Origin of the sequence: Halomonas sp. MCCC 1A13316 (assembly GCF_014931605.1) — a bacterium.
Lineage (GTDB): Bacteria > Pseudomonadota > Gammaproteobacteria > Pseudomonadales > Halomonadaceae > Halomonas.
The window spans coordinates 509,757-529,215 of sequence record NZ_CP053382.1; the positions used below are offsets into that span (position 1 = coordinate 509,757).

23 protein-coding genes are annotated in these 19,459 nt (G+C 65.4%); 15 read left to right on the forward strand and 8 right to left on the reverse strand.

The window, feature by feature from the left end; genetic code table 11:
- Nucleotides 1-80 precede the first annotated feature (80 nt).
- The 6 genes from lysS to HNO52_RS02395 all read left to right on the forward strand — a co-directional run bounded on the left by lysS (nucleotide 81) and on the right by HNO52_RS02395 (nucleotide 5,338).
- Nucleotides 81-1,631 (forward strand): lysine--tRNA ligase, encoded by a 1,551-nt coding sequence (lysS, locus tag HNO52_RS02370; protein ID WP_197567482.1) that lies wholly within the window; start codon nucleotides 81-83, stop codon nucleotides 1,629-1,631.
- Between the two features lie 72 nt (nucleotides 1,632-1,703).
- Nucleotides 1,704-2,090 (forward strand): hypothetical protein, encoded by a 387-nt coding sequence (locus tag HNO52_RS02375; RefSeq protein ID WP_167114111.1) that lies wholly within the window; start codon nucleotides 1,704-1,706, stop codon nucleotides 2,088-2,090.
- A 214-nt stretch (nucleotides 2,091-2,304) separates the two neighbouring features.
- Nucleotides 2,305-3,735, forward strand: a complete 1,431-nt coding sequence (locus HNO52_RS02380; RefSeq protein WP_197567483.1) for an MFS transporter — start codon at nucleotides 2,305-2,307, stop codon at nucleotides 3,733-3,735.
- Nucleotides 3,736-3,763: 28 nt separating this feature from the next.
- Complete coding sequence (locus HNO52_RS02385; RefSeq protein ID WP_197567484.1) at nucleotides 3,764-4,072, forward strand: BolA family protein; 309 nt, start codon at nucleotides 3,764-3,766, stop codon at nucleotides 4,070-4,072.
- Nucleotides 4,069-4,884 (forward strand): hypothetical protein, encoded by an 816-nt coding sequence (locus HNO52_RS02390; protein WP_197567485.1) that lies wholly within the window; start codon nucleotides 4,069-4,071, stop codon nucleotides 4,882-4,884. Before HNO52_RS02385 ends, HNO52_RS02390 begins: the two co-directional genes overlap by 4 nt.
- On the forward strand, nucleotides 4,877-5,338 hold the full coding sequence (locus HNO52_RS02395; RefSeq protein ID WP_197567486.1) for a GNAT family N-acetyltransferase: 462 nt from the start codon (nucleotides 4,877-4,879) through the stop codon (nucleotides 5,336-5,338). The genes HNO52_RS02390 and HNO52_RS02395 overlap by 8 nt, the downstream gene beginning before the upstream one ends.
- 15 nt (nucleotides 5,339-5,353) lie before the next feature.
- On the opposite strand, the gene HNO52_RS02400 is transcribed toward HNO52_RS02395, so the two are convergent.
- The gene (locus tag HNO52_RS02400; RefSeq protein ID WP_197567487.1) at nucleotides 5,354-5,545 is read right to left on the reverse strand and encodes a cell division protein ZapB; all 192 of its coding nucleotides are present in this window, start codon (nucleotides 5,543-5,545) and stop codon (nucleotides 5,354-5,356) included.
- 119 nt (nucleotides 5,546-5,664) lie between these two features.
- Nucleotides 5,665-6,291 (reverse strand): 16S rRNA (guanine(966)-N(2))-methyltransferase RsmD, encoded by a 627-nt coding sequence (rsmD, locus tag HNO52_RS02405; protein ID WP_197567488.1) that lies wholly within the window; start codon nucleotides 6,289-6,291, stop codon nucleotides 5,665-5,667.
- A 90-nt stretch (nucleotides 6,292-6,381) separates the two neighbouring features.
- On the opposite strand from rsmD, the gene ftsY reads away from it, so the two are divergent.
- The 4 genes from ftsY (at nucleotide 6,382) to rpoH (ending at nucleotide 10,515) form a co-directional block, all read left to right on the forward strand.
- Nucleotides 6,382-7,761, forward strand: coding sequence for a signal recognition particle-docking protein FtsY (ftsY, locus tag HNO52_RS02410; RefSeq protein WP_197567489.1), 1,380 nt, complete (start codon nucleotides 6,382-6,384; stop codon nucleotides 7,759-7,761).
- Nucleotides 7,758-8,426 (forward strand): cell division ATP-binding protein FtsE, encoded by a 669-nt coding sequence (ftsE, locus tag HNO52_RS02415; protein WP_197567490.1) that lies wholly within the window; start codon nucleotides 7,758-7,760, stop codon nucleotides 8,424-8,426. The genes ftsY and ftsE overlap by 4 nt, the downstream gene beginning before the upstream one ends.
- Complete coding sequence (gene ftsX / locus HNO52_RS02420; RefSeq protein WP_197567491.1) at nucleotides 8,423-9,397, forward strand: permease-like cell division protein FtsX; 975 nt, start codon at nucleotides 8,423-8,425, stop codon at nucleotides 9,395-9,397. Before ftsE ends, ftsX begins: the two co-directional genes overlap by 4 nt.
- A gap of 251 nt (nucleotides 9,398-9,648) precedes the next feature.
- A complete protein-coding gene (gene rpoH / locus HNO52_RS02425; protein ID WP_197567492.1) occupies nucleotides 9,649-10,515 on the forward strand; it encodes an RNA polymerase sigma factor RpoH in 867 nt (288 codons plus the stop codon).
- Between the two features lie 68 nt (nucleotides 10,516-10,583).
- Here rpoH and slmA read toward each other — a convergent pair whose 3' ends face one another.
- The 6 genes from slmA to tnpA form a co-directional block, all read right to left on the reverse strand.
- The gene (gene slmA / locus HNO52_RS02430; protein WP_197567493.1) at nucleotides 10,584-11,198 is read right to left on the reverse strand and encodes a nucleoid occlusion factor SlmA; all 615 of its coding nucleotides are present in this window, start codon (nucleotides 11,196-11,198) and stop codon (nucleotides 10,584-10,586) included.
- Between the two features lie 47 nt (nucleotides 11,199-11,245).
- Nucleotides 11,246-12,166, reverse strand: coding sequence for an acetylglutamate kinase (gene argB, locus HNO52_RS02435; RefSeq protein WP_197567494.1), 921 nt, complete (start codon nucleotides 12,164-12,166; stop codon nucleotides 11,246-11,248).
- A gap of 33 nt (nucleotides 12,167-12,199) precedes the next feature.
- Complete coding sequence (locus HNO52_RS02440) at nucleotides 12,200-13,597, reverse strand: phosphomannomutase/phosphoglucomutase (RefSeq protein ID WP_197567495.1); 1,398 nt, start codon at nucleotides 13,595-13,597, stop codon at nucleotides 12,200-12,202.
- A 93-nt stretch (nucleotides 13,598-13,690) separates the two neighbouring features.
- The gene (gene dut, locus HNO52_RS02445; protein WP_197567496.1) at nucleotides 13,691-14,173 is read right to left on the reverse strand and encodes a dUTP diphosphatase; all 483 of its coding nucleotides are present in this window, start codon (nucleotides 14,171-14,173) and stop codon (nucleotides 13,691-13,693) included.
- Between the two features lie 41 nt (nucleotides 14,174-14,214).
- Entirely contained in the window at nucleotides 14,215-15,501 is a 1,287-nt protein-coding gene (coaBC, locus tag HNO52_RS02450) for a bifunctional phosphopantothenoylcysteine decarboxylase/phosphopantothenate--cysteine ligase CoaBC (RefSeq protein ID WP_197567497.1), read from the reverse strand.
- A 152-nt stretch (nucleotides 15,502-15,653) separates the two neighbouring features.
- Nucleotides 15,654-16,070, reverse strand: a complete 417-nt coding sequence (tnpA, locus tag HNO52_RS02455) for an IS200/IS605 family transposase (protein WP_197567498.1) — start codon at nucleotides 16,068-16,070, stop codon at nucleotides 15,654-15,656.
- Here tnpA and HNO52_RS02460 point away from each other — a divergent pair.
- The 5 genes from HNO52_RS02460 (at nucleotide 15,963) to mutM (ending at nucleotide 19,451) form a co-directional block, all read left to right on the forward strand.
- On the forward strand, nucleotides 15,963-17,153 hold the full coding sequence (locus HNO52_RS02460) for an RNA-guided endonuclease InsQ/TnpB family protein (protein WP_232090491.1): 1,191 nt from the start codon (nucleotides 15,963-15,965) through the stop codon (nucleotides 17,151-17,153). The two genes, tnpA and HNO52_RS02460, sit on opposite strands and share 108 nt — an antisense overlap.
- 67 nt (nucleotides 17,154-17,220) lie before the next feature.
- Complete coding sequence (radC, locus tag HNO52_RS02465) at nucleotides 17,221-17,895, forward strand: RadC family protein (protein ID WP_197567500.1); 675 nt, start codon at nucleotides 17,221-17,223, stop codon at nucleotides 17,893-17,895.
- A 172-nt stretch (nucleotides 17,896-18,067) separates the two neighbouring features.
- On the forward strand, nucleotides 18,068-18,304 hold the full coding sequence (rpmB, locus tag HNO52_RS02470) for a 50S ribosomal protein L28 (RefSeq protein WP_149328717.1): 237 nt from the start codon (nucleotides 18,068-18,070) through the stop codon (nucleotides 18,302-18,304).
- A gap of 25 nt (nucleotides 18,305-18,329) precedes the next feature.
- Entirely contained in the window at nucleotides 18,330-18,485 is a 156-nt protein-coding gene (rpmG, locus tag HNO52_RS02475) for a 50S ribosomal protein L33 (RefSeq protein ID WP_086509014.1), read from the forward strand.
- A gap of 141 nt (nucleotides 18,486-18,626) precedes the next feature.
- Complete coding sequence (gene mutM / locus HNO52_RS02480; RefSeq protein WP_197567501.1) at nucleotides 18,627-19,451, forward strand: bifunctional DNA-formamidopyrimidine glycosylase/DNA-(apurinic or apyrimidinic site) lyase; 825 nt, start codon at nucleotides 18,627-18,629, stop codon at nucleotides 19,449-19,451.
- Nucleotides 19,452-19,459 lie beyond the last annotated feature (8 nt).

The following is a 19,459-nucleotide window of genomic DNA, read 5'->3' on the forward strand; positions in this document are numbered from 1 at the left end:
GGGCGCCTTGTCTCAGCTTCGCTCGCGCGGCTTCCGTCGCGTTTACTCCACGCATATTGTGATTGCCAACAGGTAGCGAGATGGCCAACCAGAGCTCTTCCCCGGACAGCCCCCAGACCGACGACAACCGCTTGATCGCCGAGCGTCGGGCCAAGCTGGCGGCACGCCGCGAGCGTGCCGCCGAGACCGGCGGCAGCGCCTTCCCCAACGACTTCCGTCGCGACAGCCTGGCGGCCGAACTGACGGCCGAGCTGGGCGAGAAGGACAAGGCGGAGCTCGAAGCGTTGAACCGCCCCGCGGCAGTAGCCGGGCGCATCATGCGCAAGCGCGGTCCGTTCCTGGTGATCCAGGACCCCAGCGGCGTCATTCAGCTCTACGTCGACAAGAAGGGGCTGCCGGAAGAGACGCTCGAGGACATCAAGGGCTGGGACATCGGCGACATCGTGGCCGGGCGCGGCCCGGTGCACAAGTCGGGCAAGGGCGACCTCTACGTGATGATGGAAGAGGCCAAGCTGCTGACCAAGAGCCTGCGCCCGCTTCCGGACAAATTCCATGGCCTGACCGACATGGAGGCGCGCTATCGTCAGCGCTATGTCGACCTAATCATGAACCCCGACTCGCGCAAGGTGTTTGAGACCCGCGCGGGCGTGATCAGCGCCATGCGTCGTTTTTTCGAGGAGCGCGGCTTCATGGAGGTGGAAACCCCCATGTTGCAGCCGATTCCCGGTGGTGCCACCGCGCGGCCCTTCATCACCCACCACAACGCGCTCGACATCGACATGTATCTGCGCATCGCGCCGGAGCTCTACCTCAAGCGCCTGGTCGTGGGCGGCTTCGAGAAGGTCTTCGAGATCAACCGCAACTTCAGGAACGAAGGCCTCTCGACGCGCCACAACCCCGAATTCACCATGGTCGAGTTCTACCAGGCCCACGCCAACCATCACGACCTGATGGACCTCACCGAGGAGATGCTCCGCGCCATCGCGCTCAAGGTGCTGGGTACCACCACGGTGGTCAACACCGTGCGCAACGCCGAAGGTGACGTGCTGGAGACCTTCGAATACGACTTCGGGCGCCCGCTCAAGCGCATCAGCGTGTTCGACTCGATCCTCGAGTTCAATCCGGACATTCACGCAGAGGCGCTGGCCGACGAGGCCGCCGCACGGCAGATCGCCGAGCGCCTGGATATCGAAGTCCGGGATGGCTGGGGACTGGGCAAGGTGCAGATCGAGATCTTCGAGAAGACCGTCGAGCATCGCCTCAAGGATCCGACCTTCATCACCGACTACCCTACCGAGGTGAGCCCGCTGGCGCGGCGTAACGACCGCGACCCGTTCGTTACCGAACGCTTCGAGTTCTTCGTCGGCGGCCGCGAAATCGCCAACGGCTTCTCGGAGCTCAACGATGCCGAGGACCAGGCCGAGCGCTTCCGCGCCCAGGCGGCGGAAAAGGAAGCCGGCGATCTGGAAGCGATGTACTACGATGCCGACTACGTGCGCGCGCTGGAGTACGGCCTGCCGCCCACCGCCGGTGAGGGCATCGGTATCGACCGCCTGGTCATGCTGTTCACCGATAGTGCCTCGATCCGCGACGTACTGCTGTTCCCGGCCATGCGGCCCGAGGTGGAGTGAAGGGCGGAAGTATTGGTAAGCGGCGGCGCTAGCGCCCATAATGATCACCGTTTCGACGTCGAGGAGACCGCGATGAAACTGCTCAACCGCTCCGCCCTGAGCGTCAGGCCGACCCGGCATTTCGTGGACTGGATCAACGCGCTGGAACCCACTATGGGGGAGGACGACCTCACCCTGGCAGACGTCGAACGTGAAAGCACCGTCTACCTCATCCCCGAGATGGACACCCCGGAGGCGCTGGAAGCCTTCGTGCGCGAGCGCTATCTCGAGATTCTCGAGACCGAGCTGCGCGCCTGGGAAGAGGACGAGCGCCAGTGGCCCGAGGCCATAGACTGGGCGCTGTTCCAGCGTTTCCTGCAGGTCGAGCACAGCTACCTGGCGATCGACCTCGACGACGAGACGGCGCTGGAAATCTCGGAGGTCGACGACTCGCTATTGCTGGAAACCGACCAGGACTGAGGAAAGTCCCGATTTGCTGCTGCGCTTGATATCCCGCTTCCCGGCGGGGCTCGCAATCCTCATTTAGCAGGCTGTAAACTCCGGTTGCTGCGCTCCGACGGAAAGCGGGCTCTCTTCGCTCGCAACGCAAATCGGGCCCTTTCCGTTCTTTAAAGATGCGAGAACCGGCTGCGGCCGGTTTTCTCGTTACGTACCCTGCGGTGATGGAAACAGGATGAGCCGACTCTTCTCCACCCGGCCCGGCGACGACGGCCTGCCGGGGCCCGAACGACGCCTGGCGGTGCTGGCACTAATCCTCGGCACCCTGATGGCTGTGGTGGACGTCACCATGATCAACATCGCGCTGCCCTCCATCGCGCGCGATCTCGAGGTTTCCGCCGCCAGAACGGTCTGGGTCACTAACCTCTTCCAGATCGTCTGCGCCGCCTTTCTTCTGGTGTGCGCCTCCTTCAGTGAAATGATCAGCCGTCGGCGACTCTACGTGACCGGGCTCGGGCTGTTCGTGCTGGCCTCGCTGGGCGCCGCACTGTCACGTAGCCTGGAATGGCTGCTGGTGTTCCGTGCGCTGCAGGGGCTGGGAGCGGCGGCGACGCTCTCCATCGGTCCTTCGCTCTACCGCTCGATCTTTCCCACACGTCTGCTGGGCAGTGCGCTGGGGCTCTCCGCCCTGGTGGTGGCGGGAGGCTATGCCGCCGGCCCGGCCTTGGGTGGGCTGGTGCTGTCGGTAGTGAGCTGGCCCTGGCTGTTTGCACTGCACCTGCCGCTGGGTCTCGTCTCACTGTGGCTGGCATGGCGCGCGCTACCCCGCGAGAAGGGCCGGCGCGGGGGGTTCGACGGCCGAGGTGCGCTGGGCTCGGTGGTCATGCTGGGCAGTTTCTTCCTGGCCATGGATACCCTAGGTCACGGCGCGCCGCTGTGGCAGGCGTTGGCCTGGCTGGCGCTGAGCGTGGTAACGGGCTGGCTGTTCCTGCGCCGCCAGCGCCGTGCAAGCCATCCGCTATTGCCGCCGCGGCTGTTTCAAGTGCCGCGCTTTCGCCTGGCCGTCTCGGCTTCGGGGCTGGCCTTCGTCGGCCAAGGGCTCGCTTTCGTCGCGCTATCGTTTCTCTACCAACAGGAGATGGGCTTCTCTCCGCTGCACACCGCCTGGTTGTTCACGCCCTGGCCGCTAGCCATCATGCTGGTCGGCCCGCTTGCCGGTCGCCTGGCGGATCGCGTGAATCCCAGCGTCATGGCGAGTCTGGGGCTGGTGTTGTTGATGCTGGGGCTCGCCTCGCTGGCCATGCTGCCGCACGATGCCGGTGTGCTGGATAGCCTCTGGCGTACGGCCCTGTGCGGCATTGGCTTCGGGCTGTTCCAGCCGCCCAACAACCGCGAGATGATGACCAGCGCACCGCTTGAACTGAGCACCAGCGCCTCGGGCGTGCTCAGCACGACGCGTACCGTGGGGCAGTCGCTCGGCGTGGCGCTGGTCGGCGCCTTCATGGCGGCCAGCGCCCCGGTACAGGCCACACTGTGGGTCGGCTGCCTGGCCTGTTTGCTGGCGTTGGCCGCCAGCCTGGCACGGGTACGGTTGGCCGAGGCTGCCCGGGCGAGCGACGCCGGGGAGGCCCACCAGGTGCAGTCGTCGAGCAAGCGAGTACAATGAACCTCACACCCATGATCGAGGAGCCCGAATGAGCATCCAGGCCATCATCGAAGAGAAGCTGCAGGCCCTCGAGCCCACCTTTGTCGCTGTGGAGAACGAGAGCCATCGTCATGCCGTGCCCGCCAACTCCGAAACCCATTTCAAGGTCACGGTGGTGTCGGGGCACTTCCAGGGGTTGATGCCGGTGAAACGTCATCAGCGCCTCTATGCGTTGCTCGCCGACGAGCTGGCCGGGCCGGTGCATGCCCTGGCCCTGCATCTCTATACGCCTCAGGAGTGGGCCGCCCGCGGCGAAGCCCGGCCCGACTCCCCCAACTGTCGCGGCGCCGGCGCGTGACCACCGAGCCGCAGCGCCTTCAGTACCTGGAGGCGATGGGATTGACCGCCTGGGTGGCGCGCTATCAGCTGCCGCATGCCCGGCCGACCGAGGCCTGCGAATGGGAGCTGCCCGAGCGGCCTGCTGCTTCGCCGCCAGCGGAGCGCCTGCATGCTCTGCTGGACGAAGCCGACAGCGCGGCCCGCCAGGCGCCGTCCGGGCCGCCACCGGCAGAGCCGCCGCGGTCGACGCCCCCTCGGCGCGCCCGGCAAATGCTGGGTATCTCGCCCTCCAGCGAAGAGGCCCCGCCGACGGCAGACGAGACCGTATCGCCCGCGGAAGCGAAGCCGCCCCAGCAGCCGCTGCGCTTCGTCCTGCAGGTGGCATGCCTGAGCGGGCGCTGGCTGGTGATCGTGCCGCAGGTGGCGCCACTGGACGCCAACCAAGTTCAATTGCTGACCAATCTGCTCAAGGCAGCCGTAATCGTCATTGAACAGCCGCCGGCGTTCGAGGCGTATCGCTGGCCACCGATGGAGAATCTACCGGTCGAGGCGCCGCTGGAAGAGGCACGCGAAGGTTTACAGGCCTTCGTCGAGGGCACGCGACGGCGCGGCTGGTCGCCGGAGCGGGTGCTGGTGTTCGGCCGGGACGACACGCTCGAGCGGCTGCTCGACATACGCGAGGGGCGAGTCGAGCTGCTCGGGCTGCCCGGCTGGCAAGGGCCCGCGTTGGCCGAACTGGCGCAGAGCGCCGCGGCCAAGCGCGAATTGTGGCCCACCCTGCTGGAGTGGCGTCGGGCATGGTCGAAGCAGGACAGCGAGGCCGATGACTGAGGCGGATATCCGCCGCCTGGAGGCCCGCGACCTGGAGAGCCTGGCGGCGCTGGAACGCTGCCAGGCGCGGCCTTGGTCGCGCAGCCAGCTCGAGGTCGTCTTGGATGCCGCCGATTGCTGCGTGCTGGGGGCCGAGGTGGCGGGCGAGCTTTTAGGCCATGCCGTGGTGGCCAGGTTGCCCTTCGAGGCCGAGCTGCAGGCCATGCTAGTGGCGCCTGTCATGCGTCGGCGCGGCCTTGCCGCTGCGCTGCTCGATGCGGTACTGGAGCAGGGGCGGCAGTGGTGCAGCGAGCGAGTGCTGCTCGAAGTGAGGGCGGGCAACGAGGCCGCTATCCAACTCTATCGCCGCGCGGGTTTCGGCGAAGACGGACGGCGGCGCGGCTATTACCCACCCTTGGATGAGGTTGCCGACGCGAGCAGGGAAGATGCCTTGCTGATGTCGCGTCGGCCGTGAGGCAGGCGGGAGGGCTCAGCTTCTTTCGGCTTCCACCTCATCGAACTTGCCCAGCAGCGCGGTCAGGCGGCGCTCCCACTCCTCGCGCTCCTGCTTCAGCCGGCTGTTTTCCTCGCGCAGTTCCTCGGCCTCCATCTTCAGTAGCTCCAGGGCCTCGACGGCACTGGCCACTTTCTGTTCCAGCCGGTTGAAGAGTTCGGTGCTCATCGTTTTCTCCTGAAATGACATCCTGCCGGGGCGGGCCCCTGCCCGCGCTGAAATCCGTTGCGCAGCGTAACGCCGAGGGCTGCGGCTGGGCAAGCGTAGCCGAACGGCGACGGTCCGTGTCAGCTGCCTGATGCTGCCAGGCGCCGGTAGAGTCGTCCGGTGCTGTCGCCGGCACATACTTCGCGATGCAGCGACCAGTTGGCGGGGACTTGTATTTCCAGCGACGTCTCGACTTCCAGGTAGACCCAGGCATCCGGGGCCAGCCAGCCTTGCTCCAGCCGCTCGCAGCAAGGCTCGGCCAGGCCTTGGCGAAAGGGTGGGTCGAGAAAGACCAGCGTAAAAGGGGCAAACCCCGCTGGGCCGGCAGCAAGCAGGGCGAGAGCGTCGACATTCAGCACCTGGCCCCGCTCGGTGGTGCCCAAGGTCTGGAGGTTGGCCACAAGCGCCCGTGCGACCTGGCCGTCGCGTTCGATGAACAGCGCCGTGGCGGCGCCGCGCGAAAGCGCCTCGAGGCCCAGCGCGCCGGTGCCGGCGAACAGATCGAGCACCCGCGCGCCCGGTGTGGCCGCGGCCAGCCAGTTGAACAGGGTCTCGCGCACCCGGTCCGGCGTGGGGCGCAGGCCGGGACTGTCGAGCACCGGCAGCAGCCGGCGGCGGAATTCGCCGCCGATGATGCGCAGGCGGCCGCTGCCTTGGGGCGAGCGAGCGCCGGAGCGCGAACGAGAGGGGGGGCGGCGACGTGTCATGCGTCCGAATTGTACCCGTCGGCTTGTCCACAGTCATGATGCGCGGTGTTAGGATGTAGCGATCATTCACCCGTGAGGCTGAATTCCCCCATGTTCGGTTTTTTCAAGCGCAAGAAGCAGGAAGAGCAGCAGGGCGAGCTGGAAGAGAAAGGGCTACAGCCGACCCAGCCCGAAGAGGAGGGCGTAAGCGAGGAGCGAGCTGAAGAGGGCTCCACTGCGAGCGAGGCCGCGGCCGAGCCGGTCGGCCACGAAGCGGCGCCCGCCGAGCCCGATGTCGTCGACACCCCGCGCCGCGAAGAGAGCGCCATGGCCGGGCCGTCGGCGGACGAGGCAAGCGAGCGGACCGAAGCGTTCAACGAGGTCGATCAGGAGGAGGAGAACGCGGTACTGCGCGAGGAGGCGCTGGCGCGCGAGCCGCAAGCCCAGCCGGAGCCCGAACCGCCAGTCTCCGAGCCAGAGCCGCCGGAAGCTGAGCCGGAACCCGCCCGCATGCCGCTGCAGGAGAAGCCCGGTGCCGAGAAGAAGGGCTGGTTCGCCCGTATTCGTTCGGGACTGGGCAAGACCCGCGCCAATCTCACCGAAGGCATCGCCGGGCTGTTCCTGGGCAAGAAACAGATCGACGACGAGTTGATCGAGGATCTCGAGACCCAGCTGTTGATGGCCGATGTGGGCATCGAGGCGACTACCGAGATCATCGACCGCTTGACCGAGCGCGTCTCACGCAAGGAGCTCAAGGATCCCCAGGCGCTTTATGGCGCGCTGCAGGACGAACTCGCCGCGATGCTCGACGGAGTGGCCAAGCCGCTGGCGCTGCCGGGCAAGGGGGAGGGCCCCTTCGTGATCCTGGTGGTGGGGGTGAACGGCGTAGGCAAGACCACCACCATCGGCAAGCTGACCCAGCGCTTCCAGCGCGAGGGTCATAGCGTGATGCTGGCCGCCGGCGACACCTTCCGCGCCGCCGCGGTGGAGCAGCTCAAGGTATGGGGCGAGCGTAACAAGGTGCCGGTCATCGCCCAGCATACCGGTGCCGACAGCGCCTCGGTGATCTACGACGCGGTGGCCGCGGCCAAGGCGCGTCACATCGACGTGCTTATCGCCGACACGGCGGGACGCCTGCACAACAAGGGGCACCTGATGGAAGAGCTCAAGAAGGTGCACCGGGTGATGGGCAAGCTCGACGCCAGCGCGCCCCACGAAGTGATGCTGGTACTCGATGCCGGTACCGGACAGAACGCGTTGTCCCAGGCCAACACCTTCAACGAGGCGGTGCCGGTCACCGGCATCACCCTGACCAAGCTCGACGGTACCGCCAAGGGTGGCATCATCTTCGCCCTGGCCAAGCAGCTGGGTACGCCGATTCGCTTCATCGGCGTGGGTGAAGGGCTCGATGACCTGCGTCCCTTCGAGGCCCGTGACTTCGTCGATGCGCTCTTCGACCAGGGCGATGACGGAGCCGCCGCCGCGCCATGATCCTCTTCGAGCATGTGGGAAAGCGCTATGGTGGACGCTTCGAGGCGTTGGCCAACATCGATTTCCGCGTGCAGCGTGGCGAAATGGTCTTTCTGACCGGCCATTCGGGGGCCGGCAAGAGTTCATTGTTGCGTCTGATCATGCTGCTGGAACGCCCGACCCGCGGGCGAGTACTGGTGGCCGGCCACGATATCGGTCGCCTGCATCCCAGTCAGGTGCCGTTCTACCGGCGCCAGATCGGCGTGGTCTTCCAGGACCACCAGCTGCTGCTCGATCGCTCCATCTTCGATAACGTGGCGCTGCCGCTGGAGATCCGCGGCGTCGACCCGCGCGAGGCGGCTCGGCGGGTGCGGGCAGCGCTGGACAAGGTGGGGCTGCTGCATCGCGAAAAGGCCCTGCCAATCGAGCTGTCCGGGGGCGAACAGCAGCGCGTCGGTATCGCCCGGGCGGTGGTCAACAAGCCCTCGCTGCTGTTGGCCGACGAGCCCACCGGCAACCTCGATCCGCAGCTTTCGGCCGATATCATGGCCCTGTTCGAGGACTTCAACCGCATCGGCACCACGGTGATGATCGCCAGTCACGACCTGGCGTTGATCGCTCGTCTGCGTCATCGCGTACTGCGTCTGCGCGATGGGCGCCTGATCGCCGACGAGGAGGCTGCATGAGCCGGCAGTCGCCCGCGCCGCCCCGCGGTGCCCGCAGCCAGCGCACGCGCTCGTCGAGCCGCTTTCGCGGCTGGCTACGCCACCATCGCGCCATGTGCCTCGCCAGTGCCCGTCGATTGCTGCGCGCGCCCATAGGCAGTCTGCTCACCATGCTCGCCATCGCCATCGCCCTGGTGCTGCCGGCGGCACTGTGGCTGTCGCTGGATAGTGCGCGAGTGCTCGATGCCGAACTCGAGGAGAGCGCCACGCTTACCGTCTATCTGTCCCACGGCCTCGACGAGGCTCAGGCCGGGCGCATCGACGAGGCGGTGGCGGCACATGAGGGGGTGGCGCGCACCCGGCTGATCAGCGCCGCCGAGGGCATGGCCGAGTTCCAACAGGCGCTGGGGCTGGCCGATGCCCTCGGCAGGCTCGAGGACAATCCGCTGCCGGCCAGCATCGTGGTGATGCCCTTCGATCCGGCCCCCGAGGCGGTGCGGCGCCTTGCCGATTCGCTGGAGAGCCTGTCCGGTATCGATGAGGCTCGCCTCGATCTGGCCTGGCTAGAGCGGCTGCGCCACTTGGCCGAACTCGGTAGTCGTCTGGTGCTGGCGCTGGCGGTGTTGTTCGGCCTGGGTGTGCTGCTTATCGTGGGGAATACCATTCGCCTGGCGGTGGAGAGTCGCCGCCAGGAGATCGAGGTGGTAATGCTGATCGGTGCCACCCACGCCTTCGTACGTCGCCCCTTCCTCTACAGCGGTGCCTGGTACGGGCTCGGCGGCGGCTTGCTCGCCTGGGGGTTGCTGGGGCTCGGCAATCAGTGGTTGTCGGTGCCGGTGAGCGCGCTTGCAGCCAGCTACGGCGCTTCCTTCACCCTGCCTCGCCTGGGGCCGGAGGGCTCGGCAACGCTGCTGTTGTGCAGTACACTACTGGGCTGGTTGGGTGCCTGGATCGCCGTGAGCCGCCACCTTGCGGAGGTTCGGCCGCGTTAAGGAGCGGAGGTTCGGCCGCGTTAAGGAGCGGAGGTTCGGCCGCGTTAAGGAGCGGAGGCTCGGCCGCGTTAAGGAGCGGAGGTTCGGCCACGACAAAGGGCGCCGAGCTGCGACATCCTGCCATATCGCTGCGCTAGCGACCGCGACCGGCATCTGCCACGCTGAGGAAAGAAGGGAACATTTACGACTATCGCCCGTCTAATCAGGCGGTTGAAAAAGGCATATCAGGTTTCTCAAGGAGACAACCCGCAATGAGCACCAGTCTTCTGCCGGTGGGTCAGCTCTCACCGGGGCATGACCTCAACGGGTACATTCAGGCGGTCAATGGCATTCCCATGCTTACCGCCGAGGAAGAGCGCGAACTCGCCTTCCGCCTGCATGACGAGGGCGACCTGGAGGCGGCGCGTCGTTTGGTGCTGTCGCATCTACGCTTCGTCGTGCACATTGCGCGCAGTTATTCCGGCTATGGCCTGCCCCAGGCCGACCTGATTCAGGAAGGCAACGTGGGTCTGATGAAGGCCGTCAAGCGCTTCGACCCCAATCAGGGGGTGCGCCTGGTCTCCTTCGCCGTCCACTGGATCAAGGCCGAGATCCACGAATTCGTGCTGCGCAACTGGCGCATCGTCAAGATTGCTACCACCAAGGCCCAGCGCAAGCTGTTCTTCAACCTGCGCAGTGCCAAGAAGCGCCTGGCTTGGCTCAACAACGACGAAGTCGATGCCATCGCCCGCGATCTCGACGTCAAGCCCGAGGTGGTGCGTGAGATGGAGGGGCGCCTGACGGCCCACGACGCCGGCTTCGACGCTTCTCCGAGCGAAGACGAGGACTCCGCTTACCAGGCGCCTGTCCACTACCTGGACGATGACGGCTCCGACCCTGCCGTGCAGCTCGAGGACAGTGACTGGGAGGACGACGCGAACCGTCGCCTGAAGATGGCCCTCGAGGCGCTGGACGAGCGCTCCCGCGACATCCTGCAGCGTCGCTGGCTGGCCGACGACAAGGCCACGCTGCACGAATTGGCCGACGTGTACGGCGTTTCCGCCGAGCGTATTCGTCAGCTCGAGAAGAATGCCATGAAGAAGATTCGCCACCAACTCGGTGACACCCTGGCAGCCTGAGCGGCGCCTCGAGCCAAACGAGGAAGCCCCGGTTCAATGAACCGGGGCTTTTGCATATCGGCGCGTTCTCACGCGCTCTGTGTGACAGGCGCACGCATCAGCTGAGCCGAGAGCAGTGCCCACTGGTCGTCCCAGTGCTCGGTGGGGCGGCGCTGGAAGTCGCTGCGCACGTACTGCGATATGCGCCCTTCGACCACTGCAATGAGCATGTTGGCGGTGGCCGACACCGTTAGTACGGTGCGCCGGCGCTCGCGCAGCTCCGCTTCGCGCAGGACCTGCTTGAGCTGGGTTTCCAGGCGCTCGAAGAGCTGGTGGATGCGTACCCTGAGTCGAGCGGTCTCGCCGGTCAGCACGTCGCCTTCGAGCAGGCGCGAAAGGCCCGGATTCTTCTCGGCAAAGGCCAGCAGCAGTGTGAGGATCTGACCGCAGCGCGGCACGGCTTCAGGGAAGTCCTCGAGAATTCGGCTGATACGCTCGAACAGCGTCTCCTCGATGAACTCGATTAGGCCCTCGAACATGCGAGCCTTGCTGGGAAAATGGCGGTATAGCGCGGCTTCTGAGACGCCCACCTGGCGCGCCAGTGCCGCTATGGTAATGCGTTTGCCGCTATCCTCCTCCAGCATCAGGGCGAGCGACTGCAGGATCTGCTCGCGCCGGCTGGTTGGTTGTATTGCCTGCGTCATGTCGATGTTTGTCTTCTGGTTATTGGAGTGGCTCAGGGCGGTTGGCCTCAGGCGCTGTCGTTCCCTTGTTGCTCGGCATCGGTGATCAGGGTGCCGACACCCGCATTGGTGAAGATCTCCAGCAGCGTGGCGTGAGGCACGCGGCCGTCGATGATGTGGGCGCTTCTCACACCGCCCTTCACGGCGTCCAGCGCGCAGCGGATCTTGGGCAGCATACCACCGTGGATGGTGCCGTCGGCGATCAAGCCGTCGACCTGAGCGGTGGTCAGCCCGGTGAGCACTTCGCCCTCGGCGTTCATCAAGCCGGCGACGTTGGTCAGCAGCATCAGCTTCTCCGCCCCCAGCGCCTCGGCCACCTTGCCGGCTACGAGGTCGGCGTTGATATTGTAGCTGTGACCCTGGGCATCGACCCCGATGGGGGCGATCACCGGAATGAAGTCGCGCTCGGCGAGCATCTCGATCAGGTCGGTGGAGATGTGCTCGACCTCGCCCACGTGGCCGATGTCGATGATCTCGGGGGCGGTCATTTCCGGCGTCTTGTGCTCTACCTTGAGCTTTCTCGCGCGGATCTGCGCGCCGTCCTTGCCGGTGAGGCCGATCGCCTTGCCGCCGCACTGATTGATCAGGTTGACGATGCCCTTGTTGACCAGCCCGCCGAGCACCATCTCCACCACGTCCATGGTCTGCGAGTCGGTGACCCGCATGCCGTTGACGAAGCGCGACTCGATCTTCAGCTTGCTCAGCAGGTCGCCGATCTGCGGCCCGCCGCCGTGCACCACCACCGGATTGATCCCCACTTCCTTCATCAGCACCATGTTGCGGGCGAAGGAGTCGATCAGGGTGTCCTCGGTCATGGCGTTGCCGCCGTACTTGACGACAACGGTCTTGCCGGAGAAGCGCTGAATATAGGGAAGTGCCTCGGAGAGCACTTCCACTACCAGCCGCGGGTCACGAGTCGTTTCGGTCATGGTCCTTCCTTAAAGGAGTCGAAAACGCCGCCTTCAGCTCGGCAGCGTCAGCGCCGGGTCGACCTGCTTCAGGGCGTCGGCGAAACGGTTGCGAATGCGTTCGAGGGCCGCGTCGCTCTTGCCCTCGAAGCGCAGCACCAGCACCGGGGTGGTATTCGAGGCGCGGCACAGGCCCCAGCCGTCGGGGTAGTCGACGCGGATGCCGTCGAGGGTGGTCTTGACGCCATCGTTACCGAAGTCGCCCTCACGGGCCAGCTTGTCGACCAGGTCGAACTTGTTCTCGTCGGTCACGTGTACGTTGATCTCGGGGGTGCCGATATCCTGCGGATAGCGGGCGAAGAAGGCGTCGGCGTCCTCCTCCTGCTTGGACAGGATCTCCAGCAGCCGGGCGGCGCCGTAGAGGCCATCGTCGAAGCCGTACCAACGCTCCTGGAAGAAGATATGGCCGCTCATCTCGCCGGCGAGTGCCGCGCCGGTCTCCTTCATGCGCGCCTTGATCAGCGAGTGGCCGGTGCGCCACATCTCCGGCGTGCCGCCGGCTCGCTCGACGACGCCCGCCAGATTGCCGGTGCACTTGACGTCGAAGATCACCCGGGCGCCGGGGTTGCGCGACAGCATGTCCTCGGCGAAGGCCATCATCAGGTGATCGGGATAGATCAGCTTGCCGCTCGGCGTGACCACGCCGAGGCGGTCGCCGTCGCCGTCGAAGGCCAGGCCGATGTCGGCGCCGGTCTCTCTCACCGTGCGGATCAGGTCCTGCAGGTTCTCTAGCTTGCCCGGATCGGGATGGTGGTTGGGAAAGTTGCCGTCGATCTCGGCGAATAGCGGTATGGTCTCGGCGCCGAGCCGTTCGATCAGCTTGGGTCCCAGTTCGCCGGCCACGCCGTTGCCGCAGTCGACCACTGCCTTGATCGAGCGCTCCAGCTTGACGTCGCCGACGATGCGCTCGAGGTAGGCGTCGCGCAGGTCGTCCTGGCGCACGCTGCCCTGGCCTTCGGCCAGGTCGCCGGCCTCGATTCGCCGATAAAGCGCGGTGATCGCCTCGCCGGAGAGCGTCTCGCCGCCCAGCACGATCTTGAAGCCGTTGTAGTCCGGCGGGTTGTGACTGCCGGTGACCATCACGCCGGAGGCGGTGCCTTCCAGCACATGGGTGGCGAAGTAGAGCACCGGGGTGGGCACCATGCCGATGTCGACCACGTCGCGGCCGGCGGCAGTCAGGCCGCGAATCAGCGCCTCGCTGAGGCGCGGGCCGGAGAGACGGCCGTCGCGGGCCACCACCACGGTGGACTCGTTGCGCGCAGCGGCTTCCGAGCCGATCGCCCGGCCGATCTTCTCGACGGTCGCCTCGGTCAGGGTATCGTCGACGATGCCGCGAATGTCGTAGGCGCGAAAGATGGAGGCCGGTACGCTGCTGGTCGTGACTTGACTCATAGCGGTTCCTTGTCAGACAGAGATGGATTCATGTGTGCCAGGTTGCGAATACGCTGCCGGCAGTCCCTTCCCTGGGACGGCCGGCAGTGGGTATCAGTGGCGCCCCGAGCTGCCGAAGCCGCCTTCACCCCGCAGGCTGGCCTCGAAGTCGTCGACGACCTCGAGCTCGGCTTGTATCACCGGTACCAGCACATACTGGGCCAGGCGTTCGAACGGCTCCAGTACGAAGGTGCTGTTGCCGCGGTTCCATGTCGAGATCATCAACTCGCCCTGATAGTCGGAGTCGATCAGCCCCACCAGGTTGCCGAGCACGATGCCATGCTTGTGGCCAAGACCCGAACGCGGCAGGATCAGCCCGGCAAGTCCCGGGTCGCCGGTATGGATGGCAAGCCCCGTGCGGACCAGTTCGCACTGGCCGGGCTCCAGGGTCAGCGGTTCGTCGAGCAGGGCGCGCAGGTCCATTCCCGCCGAGCCCAGGGTAGCGTAGCGGGGCAGGTAATCGCGCAGCCGCTCGTCGAGCAGTTTTACCTCCAGGCGGGGCTGGTCGAGGCGTGGGCTTGGTGTCGTGTCGGACATCGGGACTCCGTAGTGTTTCGCTGCTTCGTTCAGGATGCGGGTCAGTGAACCGGGGGGGACGACAGGCAGCCGAGAGCCCGCTCGATCACCGCTCTGGCAAGCTGAGTCTTGGGCTGCGGCGGCAGGCTCGCTCCACCTTCACCCTCGCCGTCGCGCCATAGCAACAAGGCGGCATTGTCGTCGGCGCCGAAGCCGAGCCCCTCGGTGGAGACGTCGTTGGCAACGATCATGTCCAGCCGCTTGCGCTTGAGCTTGTCACGGGCGTAAACCTCCAGGTCGCGAGTCTCCGCGGCGAAGCCCACCACGAAGGGACGTCCTCCCGCCGCGTCCCGCTCATTGGCGATATCGGCAATAATATCGGGATTCTTGACCAGCCTCAGGATCAAGCCATCCTCGCCTTCGCGCTTCTTAATCTTGTGCTCCGATGCCGCCTCGGCGCGGTAGTCGGCCACCGCAGCGCAGCCAATGAAGATGTCGCACTCGCTCGCCAGGCGGCGGCTTGCCTCGTGCATCTGCACTGCCGTTTCCACATCGATGCGTGCCACGCCCTCGGGTGTGGGCAGGCTCACCGGGCCGCTGATCAAGCTCACCTGCGCGCCTAGTGCGACGGCGGCTCCGGCCAGGGCGAAGCCCATCTTGCCCGAGCTGTGATTGGAGAGGTAGCGCACGGGATCGAGGGGTTCGCGGGTCGGTCCGGCGGTGATCACGATATGCAGGCCTTGTGCCGGCGTTTCCCCGGATGGTGCGACCCCATAGTGCGCTGTTTCGCTGGCCGGCTGGATGAGCTCGGCTACGATCGCCTCGGGCTCGAGCATGCGACCCGGCCCCACATCGCCGCATGCCTGGTCGCCGCTGGCCGGGCCCAGCAGCCGCCAGCCGTCCTGCTCGAGGCGGGAGGCGTTGCGCTGGGTGGCGGGATGGCGCCACATGGCCTGGTTCATGGCCGGCGCCATCAGCTTGTCGGCTTCGCTGGCCAGGCACAGGGTGGTGAGCAGGTCATCGGCCATACCTTGGGCCAGGCGCGCCATCAGGTCGGCGGTGCCCGGGGCGATCAGGATCGTCTCGGCCCAGCGCGCCAGCTCGATGTGCCCCATGCCGGCCTCGGCTTCCGGGTCGAGCAGCGAGGTGCGCACCGCCTCGCCGGTGAGTGCCTGCAGCGTCAATGGGGTGATGAAGGCCTGGGCGCCCTCGGTCATGACCACGCGTACCTCGCATCCCGCCTGCTTGAGCAAACGGGCGAGCTGGGCGCTCTTGTAGGCGGCGATGCCGGCACTGATGCCGAGCAGAATGCGCCGGCCGGCGAGCCGATTGACGGACTCCGTTGTCATGGCGATTTTCCTGAACTTGAACCCGACCGCCTACCTTACCACTGCCGTTGAAGTTGCGCAGCCGCGGCCTTTCGTGCGCGTCGGTTATCAAAATGCTCGGAATGCCCCGTACTTTTAGTGCGGGATGGATGTCGCGGGCCACGAAGCAGCCCTCAATGTGGGCGGGCCTGCTGCTCGATGTATTGCCGAACCAGCGAGATCGGAGCGCCGCCAACACTCCCGGCAAAATAGCTAGGGCTCCATAAGGCATTCTTCTGGTACGCCGGCTTCACTAGCTCGGGGTGCATCAACTTGAGCCTTCGGCTGGACACCCCTTTCAGGCTGTTCACCAGCCGGGACAGCGCCACCTTGGGTGGGTAATTCAACAGCAAGTGAACATGATCGCCTTCGCCATTGAACTCCACTAGTTCGGCCTCAAAGTCGGCGCAGACGCTGCGGAATATCCCCTCCAAGGATTCAAGATGCTCGGTGCCGAAGATGCCTCCTCGGTACTTGGTCACAAAGACCAAGTGTGCGTGAAGCATAAAAACGCAGTGCCTGCCGGTTCTGCAGGATTGTTGAGTATGCATAGGCCAAATATACTCGAGGACATGAAACAGACCAAGACCCTCAAGGTTCGTGTAAAGGACAAGCACGCTGCCCACCTGGGTCGTATGGCTCGCAGCGTCAATTTCGTCTGGAACTACCTCAACGAACTGTCTGCTCGCGCCACCCGGGAGAAGGGTCTGTTTTTGTCTGCCTACGACATGGATCGCTATACCAAAGGGGCCGGGAAAGACCTGGGGTTGCACTCGCAGACGCTCCAAGAGGTGTCGCGGGAATATGCCACCCGACGCAAGCAGTTCCGCAAGACCCGCCTGGCATGGCGCAAGTCGCGTGGTGTACGTCGATCCCTCGGCTGGGTGCCCTTCAAATCGGGCGCGGCCAAGTGGAAGAACGGCCAGATCTTTTTCAACGGCCAGCACTTCAAGGTCTGGGATAGCTTTGGCCTGAGCCAGTACAAGTTTCGCTCCGGCAGCTTCAACGAGGACGCCCGAGGCCGCTGGTGCTTCAACGTGGTGGTCGAAGTGGAGGTTCAGCCATCCACCGGCCAGGGACAGGTCGGCATCGACCTGGGCCTGAAGGACGTGGCGACCTGTAGCGACGGCGTGAAGCTGGAGAACGGCCGTTTCTACCGCGATCTCGCAGACAAGCTGGCCACCGCCCAGAGGGCTCGCAACAAGCGCCGAGTGAAGGCCCTCCACGCCAAGATCAAGAATCGCCGCAAGGATGCCTTGCACAAGTTCTCCCGCCGGCTGGTCGATCAGCACGGCGAAATCGTGGTGGGCGATGTCTCGTCCACCCGGCTCGCGAAGACCCGAATGGCCAAGTCGGTACTGGATGCCGGCTGGGGCCAACTGAAGACGATGCTGGAATACAAATGCGATCACGCAGGCATCGTATTCCGAGAGGTCCGCGAGGCATACACCACCCGCACCTGTTCGTTGTGCGGCTCGCTCAGCGGGCCTCAAGGCGTCAACGGGCTGCGAGTAAGAGACTGGGAGTGCGCGGAGTGTGGTGTGCTCCACGACCGGGACGTGAACGCGGCTCGAAACATCCTCAGTCTCGGGGCAGGACGTTGCCCTCCAGCAGTGGGAATCACCTCCCTTTAGGGTGGTGAGGACGTCAAAATGCATCACTTCTACTAACCCATGGAAAAGCCTAGCAAGGAGACAGGGGATGTCGATTCGCGACTGGCCCGAGGGCGAGCGCCCACGGGAAAAACTGCTGGCACTGGGCGCCGAGGCGCTGTCCGACGCCGAACTGCTGGCGATTTTCCTGCGCGTGGGGGTGACAGGGCGCTCAGCGGTGGATCTCGCCCGCGACTTGCTCGCGGCATTCGGCGGGCTGCGCCAACTGCTGGAGGCTGACCAGGCGCGTTTCTGTGCCGAGCGCGGCCTGGGCACGGCCAAGTTCGTGCAGCTGCAAGCGACCCTCGAGCTGTCGAAGCGCCACCTGGCCGCTCAGCTTGCCCGCGGCAATGCGTTGACCTCGCCATCCCTGGTGCGGGCCTACCTGGCTACCCAGTTGCGTCATCTGGGGCACGAGGAGTTCGCCGCGCTGTTCCTCGACACCCAGCATCGCGTGATCCGCTTCGAATCGCTGTTCCGCGGCACGCTGGACAGTGCGTCGGTCTATCCGCGCGAGGTGGCACGCCGGGCGCTGGAGCTGGGGGCCGGGGCGATCATCCTCGCTCACAACCACCCTTCGGGCGTGGCCGAGCCCTCCGATGCCGACCGGCGGATCACTGAGCGGCTGCGCGAGGCGCTGGGTCTGTTCGAGATCCGCGTGCTGGATCACTTCGTCGTGGGTGATGGAGAAGTGGTGTCGTTTGCGGAGAGAGGGTGGCTTTAGGGGGCAGGGAGTGTAGAATACGCGCCTACTTGTTGCCTGTAGGGGCGCACTCTGCTATAAAGTGCAGCCTTTGAATTCCCTTGGGTCAAATGACAACGGGGTCGTTCCCGGTTTGCCCGACAGGTTTTGAACACTCAGGTTTGACCACCTGGCCAAGCGGTTGGAGGCTCCCATGTCCAAAGTATGTCAGGTCACCGGCAAGCGCCCGGTGACTGGTAACAACGTTTCACACTCCCAGCGCAAGACTCGTCGTCGCTTCTTGCCGAACCTGCACACCCATCGCTTCTGGGTGGAGTCGGAGAATCGCTTCGTCAAGCTGCGCATCTCTTCCAAGGGTATGCGCATCATCGACAAGAAGGGCATCGACGCGGTGCTCAGCGACATCCGCAAGCGCGGCGAAGCCGTCTAAGCGACCATTCAGGGAGTAAGCAGTCATGCGTGACAAGATCAAGCTGGTGTCCAGTGCCGGTACCGGTCACTTCTACACCACCGACAAGAACAAGCGGAACACCCCGGATAAGCTCGAATTCAAGAAATTCGATCCGGTCGTCCGCAAGCATGTGATGTACAAGGAAGCCAAGATCAAGTAAACCGGTTCGATGTCCGCTCGCTGACGACGGACATCATCGGTACGACTTGATGGCTTCCAGCCGCAGGTAGCAAGACCTGTCCTCCTGAACCCGGCCCTGCGGTCGGGTTCAGGCGTATCTATTTCCCGGACTTTCCTCGCCATGCCCGAGCTTCCCGAAGTCGAGACCACCCGGCGCGGCATTGCCCCTCATGTGGAGGGGCGCGAAATCGTCGAGGTAATGGTGCGCCAGCCGCGCCTGCGCGTACCGGTGCCCGGGGACTTCATTGACCGCCTGGTGGGCTCGCGCCTCGGCACCCTGTCACGCCGTGCCAAGTACCTGCTGCTGCCTGTCGAGGGCGAGCGTGCCGGAAGCCTGATCTGGCACTTGGGCATGTCGGGCAGCCTGCGTATCGCACGGCTGGGCGAATTGCCCAAGAAACACGACCACGTCGACCTGGTATTCGACGACGGTATCATCCTGCGCTACCACGACCCGCGCCGCTTCGGCTTCGTCGACTGGCTGGCCGGCACGTCAGAATCCGACCCGCGGCTGGCGAGCCTGGGGCCCGAACCGCTGTCGGAGGCCTTCGACGGCGAACGGCTCCACCGGCTCGCACGCGGTCGACGCATGGCGGTCAAGCCGTTCCTGATGGACAATGCGGTGGTCGTCGGCGTAGGCAACATCTACGCCAGCGAGGCGCTGTTCCTGGCCGGCATCGACCCCCGCCGGGCGGCGGGTCGCATCTCCCGCGAGCGCTACGAGCGTCTGGCGGCGGCGATCCGCGATGTACTGGCGGCAGCCATCACCCAGGGCGGTACCACGCTGCGCGACTTCGTCAGCGGCACCGGCGAGCCGGGCTACTTCAAGCAGCGTCTCAACGTCTATGGCCGTCATGGCCAGGGCTGCCGGCGCTGCAATGGCGAACTGCGCCTGGTGACGCTGGGCCAGCGGGCCAGTGTCTTCTGTCCTGCCTGTCAGCGCTGATTTTCCCA